An 18,671-nucleotide genomic window follows, 5' to 3' on the forward strand; every position below is an offset into this window, starting at 1 on the left:
CCTCGTAGTCGAAAAGAAGGCTAGGGGCAGACGGGCGCACTATCCAACGACCATGCCGCAACTTCCAGAAATCACCTCAACCAGAGGTTGAGGGTTTCAGGGTTGTCAGCGTGTCGTCGGGGCGTGCGGGGCCGAGACGTCGTAGACGCTGGCGTCCTGACTCAGCAACACCGAAAGCACCTGGGCCTTCACCTGGGATTGTTCCGCGCTGCCCCACACGACGGTGTCCCCGTCGGACAACTGGATCTCGATTCGATCCACGGCCGAGGCCTGGAGCAGTGTGATCCGATCCCCCAGCACCGGGGCCACGGCGGAGACCACCGTGGCCACATCCTTCAAGAGGCGCTGATCGGGGGCCGCGATGTTCGCCTTCACGATCCCCTGCGCCGTTTCTCCCCCCTCGTGGAACACCACACCGTTCGCATCCACCCAGCGGGCCGCGTTTCCGTCCATCCACACGTAGGCGAGGGTGCGTTCGGTGACCGTGATCTCGATGGTGTGCGGGAAATGCCTCTCCACGCGCACCTCGGCCACCGGCGCCAGCGCCGCCACCCGGCCGCGGATCGCGTCCACGTCCTGAGCGGCGAGCGGACCGCCGAGCTCGACGGCGGCGGCGTCGGTGACCTGCTGCTCGGTGAGCAGCGACAAACCGTTGACCCTGACCTCGGTGGCGGCGAACACCGAGGAGAACCAGACCAGCCAAGTGGCGATCCCGGCCAGCAGCAACACGAGAAACCCAGAACCCAGGACGATCCAGCGGGTCCGGTGCTGCCTACGGCGCTTGGTCTGCAACGCCTTCTTGAACTCGCCCGGTGTGGTCGTCAACGGTTCTGCGCCTCCGGGCGCTGGGCCAGCAGCGGCGCGAGCAGCGGGCCCACGATCGTGACGTCGCCACAGCCGAGGGTGATGATGAGGTCCCCGGGGCGGGAGATCTCGTTCAAGGCCGCCGGGAGGTCGTACTTGTCCACCACGTAGACCACCTCACGCACCCCGTGCCGCCGGGCGGCGTCCACCACGAGCTGCCCCGTGACCCCGGGGATCGGGTCCTCACGATCACCGCAGACGTCGTTTATGACCGCGATGTCGGCGAGGGTCAGCACCTCGCCGAGTTCATCGTGGAGGTCCGCGGTCCGGGAGTACAGGTGCGGTTGGAAGCAGGCGATCAGGCGCCCGTCCAGTCCCGTGTCCTCGTTTCCCACCTCGGTGGCGTGCCTCGCGGCGGTCAGGGCCGCCCGGATCTCCGTCGGGTGGTGGGCGTAGTCGTCGTAGACCCGGATCCCGGCGGTGTCGGTGATGAGCTGGAGCCGGCGCAGCGTTCCCGTGAACTGTCCGAGCGCCACCAGCGCCTCCTCGTGCCCGAGACCGAGGATGCGGCCCGCCGCGTAGGCGGCCGAGGCGTTGGACAGGTTGTGGTTGCCCGGAACCTTGAGCCGGAGCACACCCGTCTCGTCCCCGTATCGGAGGGTTCCGGTGATTCCTTCCCTGACCGGGTTGGCATCCGAAACCCGCACGTCGGCGTCCTCTGCGAATCCGTAGCTGATCACCCGCCGGCCCTCGGCGCGGAGTCTGTCGGCCAGCGCGCGGGCACCGAGATCATCCGCGTTCACGATCGCCCATTCGACGGTGGGGAGGGTCGCGAAGGTGTGGTAGCCCTCGGTGTAGGCCTCCGGGGTGCCCCAGTTGACCAGGTGGTCGGGCTCGATGCTGGTGATGATCGCGATCCGGGTCGGGTACTGGAGGAAGGAACCGTCCGACTCGTCCGCCTCGATGACGAAGGCGTCCCCCGTTCCGATGTCGGAGCTGACCTTGGTGGCCGCGAGCTTGCCGCCTATGACGTAACTGGGCTCGGCCCCTGCCTGCTGCAGCATGACGGCCGTCATGGCCGTGGTGGTGGTCTTGCCGTGAGTGCCGGCTATCGAGACCCCGCTCTTGCCCAGCATGAGGGCGGCCAGGGCCGCCGAGCGGTGCCAGACCCGCAGGCCGCGGCGGCGGGCCTCCGCGAGCTCCGGGTTGTCCTCACGGATCGCGGACGAGATCACCACGGTCTTGGCGTCACCGAGCTGGGATGCATCGTGACCGACGTAGCAGGTGATCCCCGCTTCCCGCAGGGAGTCCAGCGTGGCGGAATCCGACCGGTCGGAACCGCTGGTGGGGATGCCGAGCTTCGCATAGAGCCGGGCGATACCGTTCATCCCGGAACCGCCGATGGCTATGAAATGAACGGGGCCGACCTCGACGGCGGGTTGGACCTCGATGGGGGTGAGCAAGCTCACGATGCCTCTTCTCCTTGAACAACATTGACGGCGGCCCTCGCCAGGACATCGGCGGCGTCCGCGGGCGAGTGGGGACGGGCCAGCCCGGCCATGCGAGCCAGCTTCTCCGCGTCCGTGATGGTGGGGATCACCAGGTCCGACAGTTTATCGGCGCTGAGTTCCGCCTCGGGAAGCAGGATGCCCGCTCCGTCCGCAACCAGTCCCGCGGCGTTCCGGGCCTGCTCGCCGTTGCCCCACGGCAGGGGAATGAAGATCACGGGCAGCCCCAGAACCGCCGTCTCCATGACGGTGCCCGCTCCGGCCCGCCCGATCATCAGGTCCGCGGCCACGTAGGCCTCGACCATGGCGTCGACGTAGGCCACCGGGACGTAGCGGGCCCCGCTCCCGGACTCGATCACGACGTCCGCGTCCGTGAAGTTCTTGGCACCCAGCACGTGCAGCACCTGGATTCCCGCGTCCAGGATGGCGGGAACCGCGGCGGAGAGTGCCTGGTTGATGGCCCGCGCTCCCTGGGAGCCGCCGCTGACGAGCAGCGTGGGGCGTTCGGGGTCCAGTCCGAAACGCTTCCTGGCTTCGGCCCGTGTGATCCCGGGCCGGGTGATGCTGCGGTTCATCGGCATCCCGATCCGTTTTCCTCCCCGGATCTGGGTGTCGGGGAAGGTGTAGCCGGTGAAGGCCGCGAACCTGGCGGCCACCTTGTTCGCGATACCGACCACGAGGTTAGCCTCGTGCACGAGAACGGGGACCTTCATGGCGCGGGCCGCCAGGTAGGCGGGGATGGCGACGTAACCGCCGAAACCGATCAGGGCCTGGGCCTTCGCCCGGCTCAGGATGGTTCGCGCCTGGCGCACGGACTGCCTCAGGTTCCAGGGCAGTTTGACGAGGTCGAGGTTCGGTTTCCGCGGCATGGGGACGGGCCGGATCAGTTCCAGTTTGAGCCCGGCCTGCGGTATCACCCTGGTCTCGAGTCCCTTGCTCGTCCCGATGCAGGTGATCTCAACATCCGGATCCAGCTCGGCCAGGGCCTGGGCCGTCGCGATCAGGGGGGAGGTGTGGCCGGCGGTGCCGCCACCGGCCAGCACGATGCGGGTCACGAGTTCCCTCCCGCCGCGAGCACGCTGGTCATGCGCGGCCCCGCCCCCCGGCGCCGGTTCTCGAGGTAGGCGCGGGCATCGGGGGTGTCACGGGCACAGGACAGCAATACGGCCACGGCCAGCAGGTTGGCCATCAGGGCGGAACCCCCTGAGGAGATGAAGGGCAGGGGGACACCGAGCACGGGCAGCAGGTTCATGACCACCATTATGTTGACGATCGCCTGGAGCAGGAACCACGCAGTCACTCCGGAAGCGGCGATGCGGTTGAACAGCTTGTCGGATTTGAGGGCCACCTGGAATCCGCTGCGCATCAGGAGGGCGAACAACCCGATCACGAGCAGCACCCCGAACAACCCGAGCTCCTCCCCCAGCACCGCGAACACGAAGTCCGTGTGGGCGCCGTCCTTCAAACCTCCCCATTTCTGTTTGCCCGCCCCGAGCCCGAGCCCCCACCAGCCGCCGCTGGCCAGCGCGTACAGCGCCGAGAGGGGCTGGGAGGCCAGGTCGGGGTTGGCCTGCGGATCGAAGAAGGCCATGAAACGCGCCATCCGGTTCTCCGAACCCATCACCAGCACCAGCACGACACCGATCGCAGCCAGCAGCGACGGCACCAGGATCCGCAGCGAGGTGCCGACGAAGAACAACAAGGAGAAGATCATGGCACCGAAGATCAACCCGGTTCCAAGGTCCCGCCCGGCCAGGATCAACCCCAGCAGCGCCAACGCCCCCGGAATGAAGGGCAGCAGCAACTGGGCGGGTTCCTTCAGCCTGCGGCGTTTGTTGTGGAACAGGGCGGCCGCCCACAGCACCAGGACCAGTTTCGCGAACTCGGAGGGCTGGATGGTCAGCAATCCCCCGATCCGGATCCAGTTGCGGTTTCCGTTGGTCTCGTACCCCAAGGGAGTCTGGACCAGGATCAACCCGAGCACGGCAGCCGCCCACGCGGGGGCCGCGAGTTTCCGCAGCGTCTCGGGTTTCATGCGGCTGACGGGGATCATCAGGAGCAACCCGACGACCAAGAAGATCAACTGGCGGATCATGTAGTAGTAGGGGGACTCCCCCTGGACGAGAGCGAGCACCGACGACGAAGACAGCACCATCATCTCGCCGATGGCCGTGAGGATGACCGTCGCGAAGACGATGAGGTGGTGATCCGCCATCGGGGACCGGGTCAGCGCCCGCACCACGTTGCCGGACGAACGTCCGGCGGAGGGCGCTTTGGCCATTGGTGTGCCTAACTGCTCGGTGCCTGAAGGCTCCGGACCGCGTCGGCGAAACGCTCACCGCGGTCATCGTAGCCCGTGAACATGTCGAGCGAGGCGCTTCCGGGGCTCAGGAGCACCGCGTCACCCTCACGGGCAAGACGCGCCGCGTGGGAGACCACCTCGTCCATCACACCATGGTCGCTGCTGTCCAGGATGATCACGGGAACATCAGGCGCGTGTCGGGACAATGCATCCGCTATGACCTGCCGGTCGACACCGATGAGGATCGCCGCCCGGATACGGTCGCGATGGGTGGTGATCAGCTCGTCGAAGCTGGTTCCCTTGGTCTGGCCGCCCGCCACCCACACGAATGACGGGAAGGCCCGCATGGCCGAGTCCGCCGCATGCGGGTTCGTTGCCTTCGAGTCATCGATCCAGCGCACGCCGTTGATCTCGGCCACCTCCGCGATGCGATGCCCTGCAAGCCGCAGGTCGCGGAGCCCCTGGGCCACGGATCTCGCCGGCACCCCGAGGCTGCGCACCAGCGCCGCCGCCGCGCAGGCGTTGGCGACGTTGTGCGGGGCGTAGGGCCGCACGTCCGCGACCTTCGCGAGTTCCAGCGCGGAACTGTGCCGCTGGGCGACGAAGGCGCGGTCGACGATCAGGCCGTCCACCACACCGATCATGGAGATCGCGGGAATACCGGTGGTGAAACCGATGGCGCGGGCCCCTTCCGTGACCTCGGCCTCCTCCACGAGACGTTCGGTCTCCGGTTCGGCCACGTTGTAAACACAGGCGTTCGTGACCCGTTCGAAGATCCTTGCCTTGTCGGCCACGTAGCGTTCGTACCCGCCGGGTCCGTTGTAGAACTCGAGGTGGTCCTCGTGCAGGTTCAGCACCGCCGCGGAGTGGAGGGCGACGGTGTGCACCCAGTGCAGCTGGAAGCTGGACAGCTCGACCACCAGCGCGTCGTAGGGTTCGTCGTCGAGGATGGCCTCCACGATGGGGCGGCCGATGTTCCCGACCGCCGCCGCACGCATCCCGGCGGCCCGGAGCATGGACTCGGCCATCTGGGTGGTGGTGGTCTTCCCGTTGGTGCCGGTGACCCCGAGCCACGGGATGGCGCGGTCGGGCTGCTGCATCCGCCAGGCGAGTTCGATGTCCCCCCACACCGGGATGCCGCGCTCCAGCGCCCGGGTGAGCAGCGGGGTGTCGGGACGCCACCCCGGGGATGTGACCACCAGGTCCGTGTCCCCGGGCAGTTCGGCGGTTGCTCCTTTTCCGAGCCGCACCGTGGCGTCGAGGGCCTCCAGGATGGCGGCCTTGTCGGCGTGGGTGTCCGACTCGTCCAGGACCGTGACCCTTGCCCCGAGCGAGAGCAGCCCGTCGGCCGCCGAGTAACCCGAGACGCCGAGGCCCGCAACGACGGCGTGCACCCGGCTCCAGTCACTCAGCCGGTTCGCCGTCAACAGGAACTCCCTCACTGACCAACCACCCATTCCGCGTAGAAGATGCCAACACCAATGGCGACGCAAAGGCCACAGATGATCCAGAACCGGATCACCACCGTGACCTCCTGCCACCCGAGAAGTTCGAAGTGGTGGTGGATGGGCGACATCTTGAAGATGCGTTTGCCCTTCGTCGCCTTGAAATACCCCACCTGGAGCGCCACGGAACCGGCCTCCATGACGAACAGGAACCCCATGATCACCAGCAGCAGCTCCGTGCGGGTCATGATCGACAATCCCGCCAGGGCCGCGCCGATGGCCATGGAGCCGGTGTCGCCCATGAAGATCCGGGCGGGTTTGGCATTCCACCACAGGAAACCGAAACAGGAACCGGCGAGCGCCGTCGAGACCACGGCCAAGTCGTAGGGGTCACGCACCTCGTAGCAGAGAGGGCCGACGCTGGAGACCCTGCCGCACCACTGGTTGAACTGCCAGATGTTGACCAGCGAGAAGGTCGCGAACACCAGTGTCGCGCTGCCCGCGAGCAGACCGTCGAGGCCGTCGGTGAGGTTGGTGGCGTTGGGCCAGGCCATCAACAGGAAGACGATCCAGATCACGGCCAGGAAGAACGGGAGGTGCAGCCAGGGCAGGTCACGCAGGAAGGAGACGAACTCCGATGCGGGGCGAAGACCGCGTTCGTCAGGGAAGTTGAGCGCCAGCACCGCGAAGACACCGCCGATCGTGAACTGTCCGATCAGCTTCCCCCTCGGGGTGAGTCCCAAGGAGCGTTCCTTGGAGATCTTCGCCCAGTCATCCAGGAAACCGAGGAATCCCAGGGCGGTCATGACCCCGACCAGCAGCACCCCGGAGACCGTCACCGATTCCCACAGGATCAGGTGGGCCAGGAAATAGGACAGCACCACGGAGGCGATGATGACGACACCACCCATGGTCGGGGTGCCGCGCTTGGTCAGGTGTTCCTTGGGACCGTCGTCACGAATGAACTGACCGTACTGGCGCCGGGTCAGGAACTTGATGAACTGTGGGGTGACCAGCAATGTCAGCAGGAGGGACAGGCCACCCGCCGCCAGGATCGTTCTCACTTGGGAACGCCTCCGATCCGTTTCGTCACGGCGTCGGCAACCAGTTCCAGGCCCACGCTGCGCGAGCCCTTGACCAGGAGAAGATCCCCCGCGGCGAGATCCACCTGCGAGGCCTCCTCACGGGTGGCCGCCCGGGCCTCGATTCCCCGTTCACGTGCCGCTTCCGCCATGATTCCGGCGTGTTCCCCGACCGCGATCACCTCGTCGATCCCGAGGTCGGCGGCGAGCGCCCCGGCCTCGGCGTGCAGCCCCCCCGATTCGGGGCCGAGTTCGAGCATGTCCCCCAGCACCGCCACAGCGCGGGCCCCGGGATGGCGCCTGCGCTGCCCGGAGATCAGGTTGGCCGCGGTGCGCAGGGCGGCGGCCATCGAGTCGGGGTTGGCGTTGTAGGCGTCGTTCAGGACGATCCGGTCCCGGCTACAGTGCACCAGTTCCATCCGCCAGTCCGAACGGGACTCGGCGGCCGACAGGGCCCCGGCCACCTCCGAGACGGTCATACCGACCGCCAGGCCTGCGGCGGCCGCAGCCAAGGCGTTGGAAACCTGATGTCTGCCGATCACGCGGAGCGAGACCGGGACCGAGACGGTTTCCGATTCCCGGGTGACCGCCAGCGTGAAGGCTGCCCGCGCGGATTCGTCGCACACGACGTCCCGGGCTGCTACCTTCAGGTCCCCCTCGGGCAGGTCGCCCTCCCCGAACCACGCCACCCGCGCCACGGTTGCGTCCCGCATGGCCCGGCAGGCGGGGTCGTCAGCGTTCAGAACCGCCCAGCCCCCGGGTTCCAGTCCTGTGATGATCTCCGACTTTGCTCGGGCGGTCCGCTCAATCCCGCCGAACTCACCCACGTGGGCGCGCCCGACGTTCAGCACCATCCCAACGTCGAGGCCAACCAGCGAGGTGAGCCACTCGATGTGCCCGGCCCCCCGGGAACCCATCTCGCTGACGAGGAATTGCGTCGACCCGTCGATCCGGCATGCCGTAAGCGGCACCCCGATCTCGTTGTTCTGGCTTCCCACCGGGGCCACGGTGGTTCCCCTCGCCTCGAGCACCTGTGCCAGGAGATCCTTGGTGGAGGTTTTCCCGGAGGACCCCGTGACGCCAAAACTCACCATTCCCCGGGCGCGTTCCTCCCGGACCAGCCCCCGCGCCAGCCACGAGAGTCCCTGCACGGTGTCCTCAACCAGGATGTGGGGAACCTCGGCCTCGGTGACGAAACTACCGAGCACAGCTGCTGCCCCTGCGGCCACGGCCTGCGGGGCGAAGGAGTGACCATCGACCCGGGAACCGGGAATGGCGACGAAAAGACTGCCGGGGGTGGCCTCACGATTGTCGAGCACCACGTCGGGACCGACCACGGTGTCATCGCCCACCACCTCGACGGCCGCTGGCTGCATCAGCTCCACCAGCTCGCTGAGCCGCCTCGCCCTCATCGACCACTTCCTTCCATCCGTCGCCAGGCCTCGAGAGCGACCAGGGCATCGTCGAAGGCCACGATCCGGTCACCAATCTGTTGGCCCTGTTCGTGTCCCTTCCCGAGAATCGCCACAACACTATCGCGCCCAGCCGTTGCGAGTGCCAGTTCGATTGCGCTGCCCCTCCCCCCGGCCTCGATGACCCGGGCACGTGATTCCCCAATTCCGGCGAGCATGGCGGCCCGGATCCTGGCTGGGTCCTCGGTGCGCGGGTTGTCATCTGTGATGATCAAGACGTCGCTGCGCTCAGCAGCGGCGCGCCCCATCAAGGGACGCTTGTCGGGGTCCCGGTCCCCACCGCAGCCCACGACGGTTATCACCTCCCCGAATCCCTGGATGGCATCCAGGGTGGCCGCCACGGCCTGCGGGGTGTGGGCGAAGTCCACGATCACGGTGGGGGCCTTCTCGGGCAACGGCAGCACCTGCATCCGCCCGGGCACCTGCGCCCGGGCCAGGCCCGGAAGCGTGGTCCCGGCCGGGATCCCGGCACGTTCGAGCATCGCCACGGCGATGGCTGCGTCCACCATGTTGTGCCAACCGGGCAACGCCAGTTCCACCGTCACCTCCCCCGACGCGGTGCGAAGCTGCGCGCGTCCCCCCAGTGGAAGGACCGGTTCGTAGCCCGCGAGACGGTAGTCCGCCTCCTCGCAGGTACCGACCGTGGCCACCGGTAGGCCGGCTCTTCGAGCCCTGTCGGCGATCCGGCGGCCGTGTTCGTCGTCGATCCAAACCACGGCCGCCCGGGTGTGTCCGGGGGTGAACAACGCGGCCTTCGCCTCGAAGTACTCCTCCATGTTGCGGTGGAAGTCGAGATGATCCCGCCCCAGGTTCAGGAAGGCCGCCACCTCGAATTTCAACGCGTCCGCCCGGGACATGGCCATGGCGTGGCTGGACACCTCGATGGCCACGGCATGCGCGCCCCGTTCCCGCATCAGGGCCAGCAGCGCCTGGAGATCCGGTGAATCGGGGGTGGTGATCGTGGAGCGGCCGGATGGCAACGTCCTGCCGTCCAGGCGGAAACCGAGCGTCCCGATGGTTCCGACACGCCGCCCGATGGCGGCCAGCGTGGCCTCCAGCAAGGCGACCGTGGTGGTCTTGCCGTTGGTTCCGGTGACCCCGAACAACTCGAGTCCACTCGCGGGTTCGCCGTAGACGCGGGCGCTCACCTCGGCCATCACGGGACGCAGCCGGTGGCTGATCAGCACGGGCACCCCCGCGTCCTCCACGACCCGGGCCCCTTCCGGGTCGGTCAGGACGGCAACGGCTCCCCGCTCCACGGCCTGGGTGGTGAACCCGGCCCCGTGGGCGTGGAACCCCGGCAGGGCGACGTAGAGGTCACCCGGGCGGACCATGCGCGAGTCGAGGCAGACCCCGGTGACGGTGACCGGCCCGGCCTCACCCGAGACGCCGAGCCCCGCCACGGCGTCATGCAGGCCGATGGCGGGGACGGACTCCGGTCTGAGCGTTTTCACTCCCACTCCAATGGCTCCTTCGGCGCGGGGGTGCTCGAGGGCGCCACGTTGTAGTTCGGCAGGGCCGTCTGGAGCACGTTGTTGACCACGGGCAGGGCCAGCTGGCTGCCGAGATTGCCGTTTGTCGGCTGGTCGAGCACGACGTAGACCAGCAACTGGGGGTTCTCCGCCGGGGCGATCCCGACGAAGGACGACGTGTAGCCGTTGTAGCACTTGCAGCTGGAGTCGTAGCGCTGGGCGGTGCCGGATTTGCCCGCGGTGCGGTACCCGGGGATCGCGCGTTCCGAACTGACGCTGGTGATGACAGCCTCCATCATGTTGACAACCATGCCAGACGCCTCCTCGGAGATCACGCGGCGCGATGTCGGGGTTGGCAGCGAGATCGGGGTCCCGTCCGCGTTCGCGGCGGAGCGGATGATCTGCGGCTGGTGGTAGGTGCCTCCGTTGACGGCGGCGGAGAGCGCCGCCCCCATCTGCATAACCGAGACGGACAGCCCCTGTCCGAAGGAGATCTGGTCGCGTGTGTAATCGGCCATGTCGGCCTCCGGGAGCGACCCCGAGGTTTCCGCGGGCAGTCCCGAACCCGGGGCCGAACCGAGCCCGAACGAGGCCAGGTACTCGCGCAGTTTCGCCTTGTCCATCTGGCGGGCGAGCTTGATTGTGCCGATGTTCGAGGACTGCGCCATCACACCGCGGGCGGTCAGCTTGAGCCTCCCGTGCTCGAAGGAGTCCTTGACGGTACCGCTCCCGGATGTGATGCTGGCCGGCACGTCGACCTTCGTGTCCGGGGTCACCAACCCCGAATCCGCCAGGGCCGCCATGGTCAGGACCTTCTCGGTGGAACCCGGTTCGTAGGCCTCGGTCACCGTGCGGTTGCCGAGGTTCCCGGCATCGGTGGCGCCGGGGTTGGCGGAGTCGAAGGAGGGCGCCGTTGCCAAGGCCAGGATCTCGCCGTTGTTCGGGTTCATCACTAGAACCGAGCCGGTTTTCGCGCCGGCCTTCGCCATGCCATCGGCCAGTGCCTGTTCCGCGAACCACTGAAGGTCGGCGTCGATGGTCAGCGAGTAGCTGGCGCCGTTGACGGGAGGTGTGAGGACGCTGGTGCCCAACGGGATGCGCCCGTAGGTGGAGCGTTCGTAGACCTCCTGACCGGGGGTCCCAGCCAGCTGCGAGTCGAGCAGCCCCTCGAGTCCCGCAGCTCCCTTGCCATCCCCGTTCACGAAACCGACGACATTGCTCGCGGATGTCCGGTTCGGGTAGGTGCGCAGGGGGTCGTTCTCGGCGAACAGGCCGTACCAGCGGCGTTTGCCGTCCCCGTCTATTCCCTTCTGCATGTCCTCTTCGATCTTGCTCCAGGTGGCCGCCGGGACGTGTCTGGCGATTTCCGCGTACCTGGTGTCCTTGGCCGACAGGATCTCCAGGTACTTGGATTCGTTGCCCCCGAGATGAGCGGCGAGGATCTTCGCCACGGCCTTCGGCGCCGCATCGGCCTCTTCCTGTTTCTTCGCGCTCACCGGGTAGCGCTTGTCCGCCCCGTTGCTCTGCACCATGTCAGGATCGGCCGTGATGCGCATGGCCGGCTGGGTGGCGGCGAGCACCACCCCGTTGCGGTCGGTGATGGCGCCCCGTTCGGGCAGCAGCTCCCTGGTGTTCTTCATTTTCTCCGCGGCCTGGGCGGCGAAGCTCTGGGCCTCGAGGGCCTGCAGTTGAACGGCGCGCCCTACACAGACCATCACCAGCAGCAGCAAGGCCATCATGAACGCGCGGATGCGCATGCTGGAACGTCCGAGCGGCAACTTCCAGACACGGCGCCTCCCGCGGCCGCGTCTGCGGCCGGCCGGGCGGCGGCTGGGCGGGCGGCGGCTGGGCGGGCGGCGGCTCACCGCTCACCCTCCCCCACCTGAGGGGATGCCTCCTCGGTGGGCGCCGGGCTGGCCGGGGTCGTCTCCTCGGTGGGCGCCGGACTCGCCTGGGGATCCGCGGGCTCGGAGGAGACCGGTTCCGGGGACTGCCTGGCCCCCGACCGCCCGGTCAGGTAGGGGGCCTCATCGCCCTTGACGGGCCGGGGCTGCCCCAGGATGGTGCCCGTGGAGAGGTCGACGAATGCCGGGAACGGGTTGGGAACCATTCCCAGTTCCGAGGCGCGCAGCGCCAACGACCCGCTGCTTGAAACCCCCTGCAGTTCCGTGCGGCGGGCGGCAGCCTCGTAGGACAGCTGGGTGGCCTCCTTCCGGAGATTGGCCAGGTCCCGGGACTGGGCCCCTACCTGGGTGGTCACGACCATGACCAAGGCCATACCCAGTACCACCAGGATCGCGAGTATCAACAGGAACCCGAACGTGGAAACACGGGCCTTGACCGGGGGGACGAGCCGCAAGCGGGGGCGCGATGACTCCCGGGTTGACTGCTCGACTTCGGCGGCAAGAGCGCTCAACTATGCCTCCTTGATTCGGGCTGCGGCGCGTAGCCTGGCGGACGCCGCACGCGGGTTTGATCGGATCTCTTGTTCCGGAGGCCGCTCGGCCCCCCGGGTCAGGAGTTTGAAACGGGGTTTCAGGTGTTCGGGTACGACAGGCATGTCCCTCGGCACCCCATCGGCGGCCAGTGCCGCGAGATGTCGTTTGACCGGCCTGTCCTCCAGGGAGTGGTAGGAAAGCACCACCAACCGTCCCCCGAGGGTGAGGGCGGTGGTGGCGGCGGGCAGGAATCTCTCCAAGGTCGCCAGCTCGTCGTTGACCGCGATCCGGAGGGCCTGGAAGGTGCGTTTGGCGGGATGCCCCGGGGAGTGCCTTGCCGCTGCCGGGATGGCATTCGAGATGACCTCCACCAGCCGACCCGAAGATTTGAAGGGCCGGATCTCCCGTTCCTCCACGACCGCGGCTACGATCCGCTCCGCGAACCTCTCCTCGCCGTAGTGACGCAGGATCCGCACAAGTTCCACCGGGGGGGCGGAGTTGAGCAGATCCGCGGCGCTTCGCCCCTCCCCCCTGCTCATGCGCATGTCGAGGGGGGCGTCCACCCGGTAGGCGAATCCCCGTTCCTCGCGATCGATCTGCAGGGAACTGAGTCCGAGATCGGCGAGCACCGCGTGAACCCCGCCGACGCCGAGATCGGCGAGCACCTCGGGCAGTTCGTCGTAGACGGCCTTCACGAGAGTGGCCCGTTCCGCCAGGGGACCGAGTCGTTCCCGGGCCACGGTCAGGGCATCCGGGTCGCGGTCGATGCCGATGAGCCTCGCCGAGGGAGCGACCTCCAGGACCGCCCGGGCGTGGCCACCGAGCCCCAGGGTGCAGTCGACGTAGACGGCGCCGGGCGAGGTGAGGGCCGGGGACAACAGCTCTACGACGCGGCCGAGCATGACCGGTTCGTGAACATCGTCGCGCGTCTCCACGGTCGTCTCCCTCCAGCTGCCTCGTCGGGTCCTCTTTTATTTCCCTCCCCGGGACGGAGGTTCCTTCACCGGAACCGCACCTGGCCTCGGGGAAGAAAGGCCAGGGTCAGCCCCGGTGATGGACCACCGTCTCGGGAAACCTCACTGCCCCAGCTGGGACAGCAGTTCCGCGTCGAGTTCGGCGAAACCGGATTCCTGCTCCGCCTGGTACTCGGCCCAGTGCTCGGCGTCCCAGATCTCGGCCCTGTTCATGGCGCCGATCACCACGACGTCGCGTTCCAGACCCGCATAGGAACGGAGGATCGGGGGGATCGTGATCCGCCCCTGCCGGTCCGGAACCTCGAAGCTGGCACCCGCGGTCAGCATGCGCTGATAGTCACGAACCTGCTTCAGCGTGGAGGGTGCGGCACTCACGGGCGCCATGAGCGCCTCGAAGGTGTCCTTGGGATAGACGGCAAGTGCCCGTTCCTGTGTGCGCGTCACGACGAGTCCCCCTTCGAGGGCCTCCCGAAACCTCGCGGGAAGGATCAAACGCCCCTTCTCGTCCAATTTCGGCGTGTACGTGCCAAGGAACAACCGGAAACCCCCTCTCCTCCACAAAGCCCCCACTTCGCTCCACTTACCACCACATTACCCCACTTTCCCCCACCTGAGGCGTGTCCTCTCCACCAGGTGTGTCAGGCCAATCCCGTTGGGCGTGTTTGAACGATGCCCTAGGCTTCTTCCACGTCAGGAAAGCGTCGCGAGTCCCGAGGAGCCCCATGACCCAGACCGCTGCAACTCCCTTGGCGCTGGCCGAGGTGAGTGCGCTGGCAAATCAGGTGAAACAGTCGATAGGCAGCGTCATAGAGGGCAAACCACACCAGATACACATGGCGGTCCTGGTGCTGCTCGCGCAGGGGCACCTTCTTCTCGAGGACGTTCCCGGGGTCGGCAAGACCGTCCTTGCCAAGGCCCTCGGACGTTCCATCTCAGGGGTGGTCAGCCGCATCCAGTTCACGCCCGATCTGCTTCCGAGCGACGTCACCGGCGTGTCGGTTTTCAACCAGCAGACCCACGAATTCGAGTTCAAGCCCGGTGGCATCTTCGCCAACATCGTGTTGGGCGACGAGATCAACCGGGCCTCGCCGAAGACCCAGTCGGCCCTGCTGGAGGCCATGGCCGAGGGACAGGTCTCCGCGGACGGGCAGACTTACCGGCTCAAGCAGCCCTTCATGGTGGTGGCCACCCAGAACCCGATCGAGATGGAGGGCACCTATCCCCTTCCCGAGGCCCAGCGCGACCGCTTCATGGCGAGGATCGAGATGGGATATCCCGGGCACCAGGCGGAAATGGCCATGCTCACCACCCAGGCGGGGGGCGACCAGCTCGCCACCGTCCGGCCCGTGACGGATGTCGCCCACGTGGAGCGGGCCATCGCGACCATGCAGGGAATCTACGTCGCTCCCGTGATCAACGACTACATCGTGCGACTGGTGGGTTCCACCCGCAGCAACCCGGAGCTCCGGCTCGGCGCCAGCCCCCGCGCCTGCGTCCATCTGATGCGAGCCGCCAGGGTCGAGGCTGCCCTCCAGGGACGCGACTACGTGATCCCGGAGGACGTCGCCACCCTGGCCGTCCCCGTGCTGGCCCACCGGGTGCTGTTGACGGTGGACGCACAGGTAGCCCGCCAGTCGAACGAAACCGTCATCGAGCACATAGTCGCTGCCACCCAGCCGCCGCGCCGGGGTTGACATGCGGGGGTTCCGTTTCGGCCTCACGGGACGCGGCCTGGCGATGCTGGTGTTCGGTGGCCTCATCGCAACGGGAGCGTCCCTGATCGGGGAACCCGACCTGGCCTGGGTGGGGGTGTTCGTGACCTGCCTGCCCGTGGTGGGGTTGGTGGTCGTGCTGGCCCTGCCGCCCCGTCTGACCTGCGAACGCTCCGTAGCGCCCGATTCCCTGCCCGTCGGGGAGATGGCCCGGGTGCGGCTTTCGGTCACGAGCAACAGGACGGCCTCTTTCTCCGCGCTCGGTTTCCGCGACCGGCTCCCGGATGCGCTGGGCCGGGACGCGACGTTCGAGCTGATCCGTGGCCTCGGCCGCTGGCGCCAGGCCGCGGGGTACGACGTGGCCACCCGGCAGCGCGGCCACTTCCAGATCGGCCCCCTGAGAGTGCGCAACCTCGACGCCTTCGGGGTGGCCTGGCGCAGTTGGCAGGCGACCGGGGACACCACGTCGCTGCGCGTGACGCCGAGACTGTGGGCCCTGTCCCTCCCCAAGGGCGGACGGGCCTCAGGGGCCAGCGGGGACGCCACCCCCCAGCGCATCGGGAACGCGGGCACCGACGACGTCCTGGTGCGCGAACACCGCCACGGAGACGGGATGCGCCGCGTGCACTGGAAGATGAGCGCAAAACGCGGGGAGCTGATGGTCCGGTTGGAGGAACAGCCCTGGGACCCCGCCATGACGATCATCGTCGACACCCGGGTGGCGGCACACATCGGCAGCGGCCCCGAGTCCACCCTCGAATGGGTGCTGTCGCTGGGTGCGTCGCTGGCCACCGAGCTGCTTCGCGACCGGCTCCGGGTCAGCCTTCTGGGCGCCGATGGGGTGATCTTCCGCCCCATAAACGGAGAATCCACGGGGGCGGCCACCCGCCTGCTGGCCACCGTCACCGACGTCGAACCGTCCGGGCGCGCCTTCCTGGAGGACTGTCTAGCCGACCCGGACGCCCTGGGCACCGCACGGACCGTGGTTGCCGGGCTCGGGTTGCTCCACTCCCGCGATGCAGCAGCACTGGTGGCCGCGACCGCCCGGGTGGCCGACATCGACGCGCTGGTTCCCGACGCCCGGGCCTTCCGTCTCCCCGCGGACGTGGTGGTCGCCCACGAGAAGGCCTGCCGGCTGCTGACCACATCCGGGTGGAATGTGGCGACCTTCGGTCCCGAGGCCACCGTGCCCCAGGGCTGGGGCAGGCTCGTCGCCCAGCGGGAGGCCCGATGAGAAGCCGCTCCTCCGCACTCCTGCCCCTGGTGATCTCGGCAGCGGTGGCCCTGTCCATGTCCTCCCTCGGTCCCCTGCTCACCGCCCCGGTGCTCTCCTTGTCCCTGTTTCTGATCACCGGGGTCCCCGGCCTGATCGCCGCCGCGGCCTCGCTGCTGCGCCTGGGACGTTCCTGGCCGGCGGTGCTGGCGGCCCTGTCCGGGACGGGCCTGCTGATCTGGCTGGGAACGAGAGCCACACCGGGCAGCACCCCCCTGACCGGGATACCGGACCTGTTCACCAGCGGTTTCCAGGTTCTGCGGGAGTCGCGACCGCCGATGCCAGACCATCCTGCGTTGGGTTGGCTGCTCCTGTTCATGGCCTTCGTGCTGTGGCTGGTCTCCTACGTGCTGGCCGAGTCCCTGGAACAACCGGCCTGGGTGATCGCCCCTCTGGCTCTGCCGTACAGCATCGCGGCGCTGGTGTATCCCGCGGAGCTGGGCGTCACCGGTTTCCTGCTGGTCGCGGGCGGTTACGTGGCTGTCCTGCTCACCGCAGGGGGGCCGGGACTCACCGGCGGTGGGCTGGGATTCCAGCTGGCGCGCTGGATCGTCGGCCTGATCGCGGCCACGGCGGCAACGGCTCTGACCCTGGGGGTCACATCCGTCCTGCCCATGGGCCAGAAACAGCCCTGGCTGAACAACGGCATCGACAAGCCCATCCAGCTCAGTGACCCGACCATCGAGCTGAGCCGCAACCTGCAGCGCCCAAGCCCCGTGGACGTTCTCACCTATCGCTCCAGCGACCAGAAACCCCACTACCTGCGCACCACCGCTCTGACCCGCCTGACCACGGAAGGGGCGCAGCTGGAGTCCATGCGGCTGCGCAGCTCGGGCATCGGCGGGGCCTACGACGCCCCCGGGGAGAAGGTTGATGTCGACGTCTCAATGCGTTTCCCCTCCCAGTACCTGCCCGCCCCGTTCGCCGTCGACGGTTTCGACGCCCCCGGGAAGTGGGGCTTCGACCAGAACACCCTCTCGGTGGTCGCCACGGGCGACCAGGGAACCGACCAGACCACGAATCTCGACTACCGGGCCACCTCGGTGATCCCCGACGGGAGTTCGTCCCTGCCCACCGCCCGCGCGGGATCGGATCCGGCAGGCGGGGAGACCCTGAAGGTGCCGGAGGGCATCTCGGACGGGGTGCGGAACCTGGCGGCCAAGATCGCCGGCAATGCTGCAACCGACGGCGCCAAGGCGAAGGCCATCGAGGAATACCTGACCTCCGACAGATTCACCTACACCCTCCAGGCCCCCTCCTCGACGGGGGTGGACGCCATCAGCGCCTTCCTGCTGAACGACCGCTCCGGCTACTGCATCCATTTCGCCACATCCATGGCGGTGCTGGCCCGGATCGAGGGCATTCCGTCGCGTGTCGCGGTCGGGTTCACGGGTGGTGTCCCCGACGGGGATGGCTACAAGGTGACCACTGACAACATGCACGCCTGGCCCGAGCTCTACTTCGAGGGGCTTGGTTGGGTGCCTTTCGAACCGACCAAGTCCATCGGTTCCTCCAACACGGGCGAGAACCCTCCGCAGAGCTCACCGAGCCCGGATCCCAGCGTTCCCCCGAGCACCGGGGCCGAATCCCCAGAACCCCAACCCACCGAACCGACGCCGACGCTCGCGCCGTCCCCGGTTCCCTCTCCCGGCGACGGGGCCCAAGGCACCGGCGCGGAAAGCTCCGGGAACTGGGGCTGGTTGCTCTGGGGGTTGCCCGTGCTCGTGCTGCTGGCCTCACCCGCCGTGGCGCGGTTGTTGATCAGGGGATGGCGCCTGCGTGGCGGACAGCCACCGGCCAGCGCCGCAGCCGCGGCGTGGCGTGAACTCGCTGGCACCCACAGGGATCTGGGCCGGGAGTTCCCGGCGGGCTCCCCCGTCGAGGCCGCCAAGACCATGGAATCCGGTCTTCCCGCCGCCGCTGCGGCGCACCTGCTCGAGGTCGCCGAGGTCGCACAACGCAGCCAGTTCGCCCGCGAGACCCCACCGGTGGATCAGCTTCCCGGGCGGGTGAAACTCCTGGTCCGCGAGCTCCGCAACGACACCCCCGCGCCCAGGCGTCTGCTGGCCTTCCTGCTCCCGGCGTCCCTATGGCGGCCGAGAAGCGCAGGCGGCGGAAAACGCGGGCGAAAATCGCGATAGCCTTTTCCCACCCATACGGTGGGGCACCTACAATGGGGGTGGGTAAGC

The 18,671-nt window shown here is 68.0% G+C and carries 15 protein-coding genes; 3 read left to right on the forward strand and 12 right to left on the reverse strand.

Translation table 11 applies throughout. From position 1 onward, the window contains the following. Nucleotides 1-105 precede the first annotated feature (105 nt). The 12 genes from EL272_RS09160 to mraZ form a co-directional block, all read right to left on the reverse strand. Nucleotides 106-825, reverse strand: coding sequence for a cell division protein FtsQ/DivIB (locus EL272_RS09160; protein ID WP_061786823.1), 720 nt, complete (start codon nt 823-825; stop codon nt 106-108). Next, complete coding sequence (gene murC / locus EL272_RS09165; protein ID WP_014846921.1) at nt 822-2,273, reverse strand: UDP-N-acetylmuramate--L-alanine ligase; 1,452 nt, start codon at nt 2,271-2,273, stop codon at nt 822-824. The genes EL272_RS09160 and murC overlap by 4 nt, the downstream gene beginning before the upstream one ends. After that, nucleotides 2,270-3,367, reverse strand: coding sequence for an undecaprenyldiphospho-muramoylpentapeptide beta-N-acetylglucosaminyltransferase (gene murG / locus EL272_RS09170; protein ID WP_061786822.1), 1,098 nt, complete (start codon nt 3,365-3,367; stop codon nt 2,270-2,272). Before murG ends, murC begins: the two co-directional genes overlap by 4 nt. Then, nucleotides 3,364-4,593 carry a putative lipid II flippase FtsW gene (gene ftsW, locus EL272_RS09175; RefSeq protein WP_014846923.1) on the reverse strand — a complete coding sequence of 410 codons (1,230 nt, stop codon included), beginning with the start codon at nt 4,591-4,593 and terminating at the stop codon, nt 3,364-3,366. The genes murG and ftsW overlap by 4 nt, the downstream gene beginning before the upstream one ends. A gap of 8 nt (nt 4,594-4,601) precedes the next feature. Continuing rightward, nucleotides 4,602-6,071, reverse strand: coding sequence for a UDP-N-acetylmuramoyl-L-alanine--D-glutamate ligase (murD, locus tag EL272_RS09180; RefSeq protein WP_041696510.1), 1,470 nt, complete (start codon nt 6,069-6,071; stop codon nt 4,602-4,604). Then, nucleotides 6,053-7,123, reverse strand: coding sequence for a phospho-N-acetylmuramoyl-pentapeptide-transferase (gene mraY, locus EL272_RS09185; RefSeq protein WP_014846925.1), 1,071 nt, complete (start codon nt 7,121-7,123; stop codon nt 6,053-6,055). Before mraY ends, murD begins: the two co-directional genes overlap by 19 nt. Continuing rightward, nucleotides 7,120-8,553, reverse strand: a complete 1,434-nt coding sequence (locus EL272_RS09190; protein ID WP_014846926.1) for a UDP-N-acetylmuramoyl-tripeptide--D-alanyl-D-alanine ligase — start codon at nt 8,551-8,553, stop codon at nt 7,120-7,122. The genes mraY and EL272_RS09190 overlap by 4 nt, the downstream gene beginning before the upstream one ends. Further along, entirely contained in the window at nt 8,550-10,067 is a 1,518-nt protein-coding gene (locus tag EL272_RS09195; protein ID WP_244926061.1) for a UDP-N-acetylmuramoyl-L-alanyl-D-glutamate--2,6-diaminopimelate ligase, read from the reverse strand. The genes EL272_RS09190 and EL272_RS09195 overlap by 4 nt, the downstream gene beginning before the upstream one ends. Then, nucleotides 10,064-11,842 (reverse strand): peptidoglycan D,D-transpeptidase FtsI family protein, encoded by a 1,779-nt coding sequence (locus EL272_RS09200; protein ID WP_041696512.1) that lies wholly within the window; start codon nt 11,840-11,842, stop codon nt 10,064-10,066. The genes EL272_RS09195 and EL272_RS09200 overlap by 4 nt, the downstream gene beginning before the upstream one ends. A 104-nt stretch (nt 11,843-11,946) precedes the next feature. Continuing rightward, nucleotides 11,947-12,501, reverse strand: coding sequence for a cell division protein FtsL (ftsL, locus tag EL272_RS09205; RefSeq protein WP_061786820.1), 555 nt, complete (start codon nt 12,499-12,501; stop codon nt 11,947-11,949). Next, on the reverse strand, nt 12,502-13,458 hold the full coding sequence (gene rsmH, locus EL272_RS09210; RefSeq protein WP_073969929.1) for a 16S rRNA (cytosine(1402)-N(4))-methyltransferase RsmH: 957 nt from the start codon (nt 13,456-13,458) through the stop codon (nt 12,502-12,504). It lies immediately after the preceding gene. Between the two features lie 141 nt (nt 13,459-13,599). After that, the gene (mraZ, locus tag EL272_RS09215) at nt 13,600-14,034 is read right to left on the reverse strand and encodes a division/cell wall cluster transcriptional repressor MraZ (RefSeq protein ID WP_014846930.1); all 435 of its coding nucleotides are present in this window, start codon (nt 14,032-14,034) and stop codon (nt 13,600-13,602) included. A gap of 224 nt (nt 14,035-14,258) precedes the next feature. Here mraZ and EL272_RS09220 point away from each other — a divergent pair, with 224 nt between their 5' ends. Genes EL272_RS09220 through EL272_RS09230 form a run of 3 tightly spaced genes read left to right on the forward strand, consistent with a single transcriptional unit; the run spans nt 14,259 to nt 18,623 of the window. Next, on the forward strand, nt 14,259-15,191 hold the full coding sequence (locus tag EL272_RS09220; RefSeq protein ID WP_211097997.1) for an AAA family ATPase: 933 nt from the start codon (nt 14,259-14,261) through the stop codon (nt 15,189-15,191). 1 nt (nt 15,192) lies between these two features. Then, complete coding sequence (locus EL272_RS09225; RefSeq protein ID WP_061786819.1) at nt 15,193-16,443, forward strand: DUF58 domain-containing protein; 1,251 nt, start codon at nt 15,193-15,195, stop codon at nt 16,441-16,443. Then, complete coding sequence (locus EL272_RS09230) at nt 16,440-18,623, forward strand: transglutaminase TgpA family protein (protein WP_061786818.1); 2,184 nt, start codon at nt 16,440-16,442, stop codon at nt 18,621-18,623. Before EL272_RS09225 ends, EL272_RS09230 begins: the two co-directional genes overlap by 4 nt. Nucleotides 18,624-18,671 lie beyond the last annotated feature (48 nt).

It is taken from the genome of Arachnia propionica (assembly GCF_900637725.1).
GTDB lineage: Bacteria > Actinomycetota > Actinomycetes > Propionibacteriales > Propionibacteriaceae > Arachnia > Arachnia propionica.

Bases quoted from the DNA above. Each gene is read 5' to 3' on its own strand.
- ftsW (WP_014846923.1), bottom strand. From the start codon at position 4,593: ATGGCCAAAGCGCCCTCCGCCGGACGTTCGTCCGGCAACGTGGTGCGG.
- murD (WP_041696510.1), bottom strand. From the start codon at position 6,071: ATGGGTGGTTGGTCAGTGAGGGAGTTCCTGTTGACGGCGAACCGGCTG.
- EL272_RS09190 (WP_014846926.1), bottom strand. From the start codon at position 8,553: ATGAGGGCGAGGCGGCTCAGCGAGCTGGTGGAGCTGATGCAGCCAGCG.
- EL272_RS09200 (WP_041696512.1), bottom strand. From the start codon at position 11,842: ATGCGCATCCGCGCGTTCATGATGGCCTTGCTGCTGCTGGTGATGGTC.
- EL272_RS09225 (WP_061786819.1), top strand. From the start codon at position 15,193: ATGCGGGGGTTCCGTTTCGGCCTCACGGGACGCGGCCTGGCGATGCTG.
- EL272_RS09230 (WP_061786818.1), top strand. From the start codon at position 16,440: ATGAGAAGCCGCTCCTCCGCACTCCTGCCCCTGGTGATCTCGGCAGCG.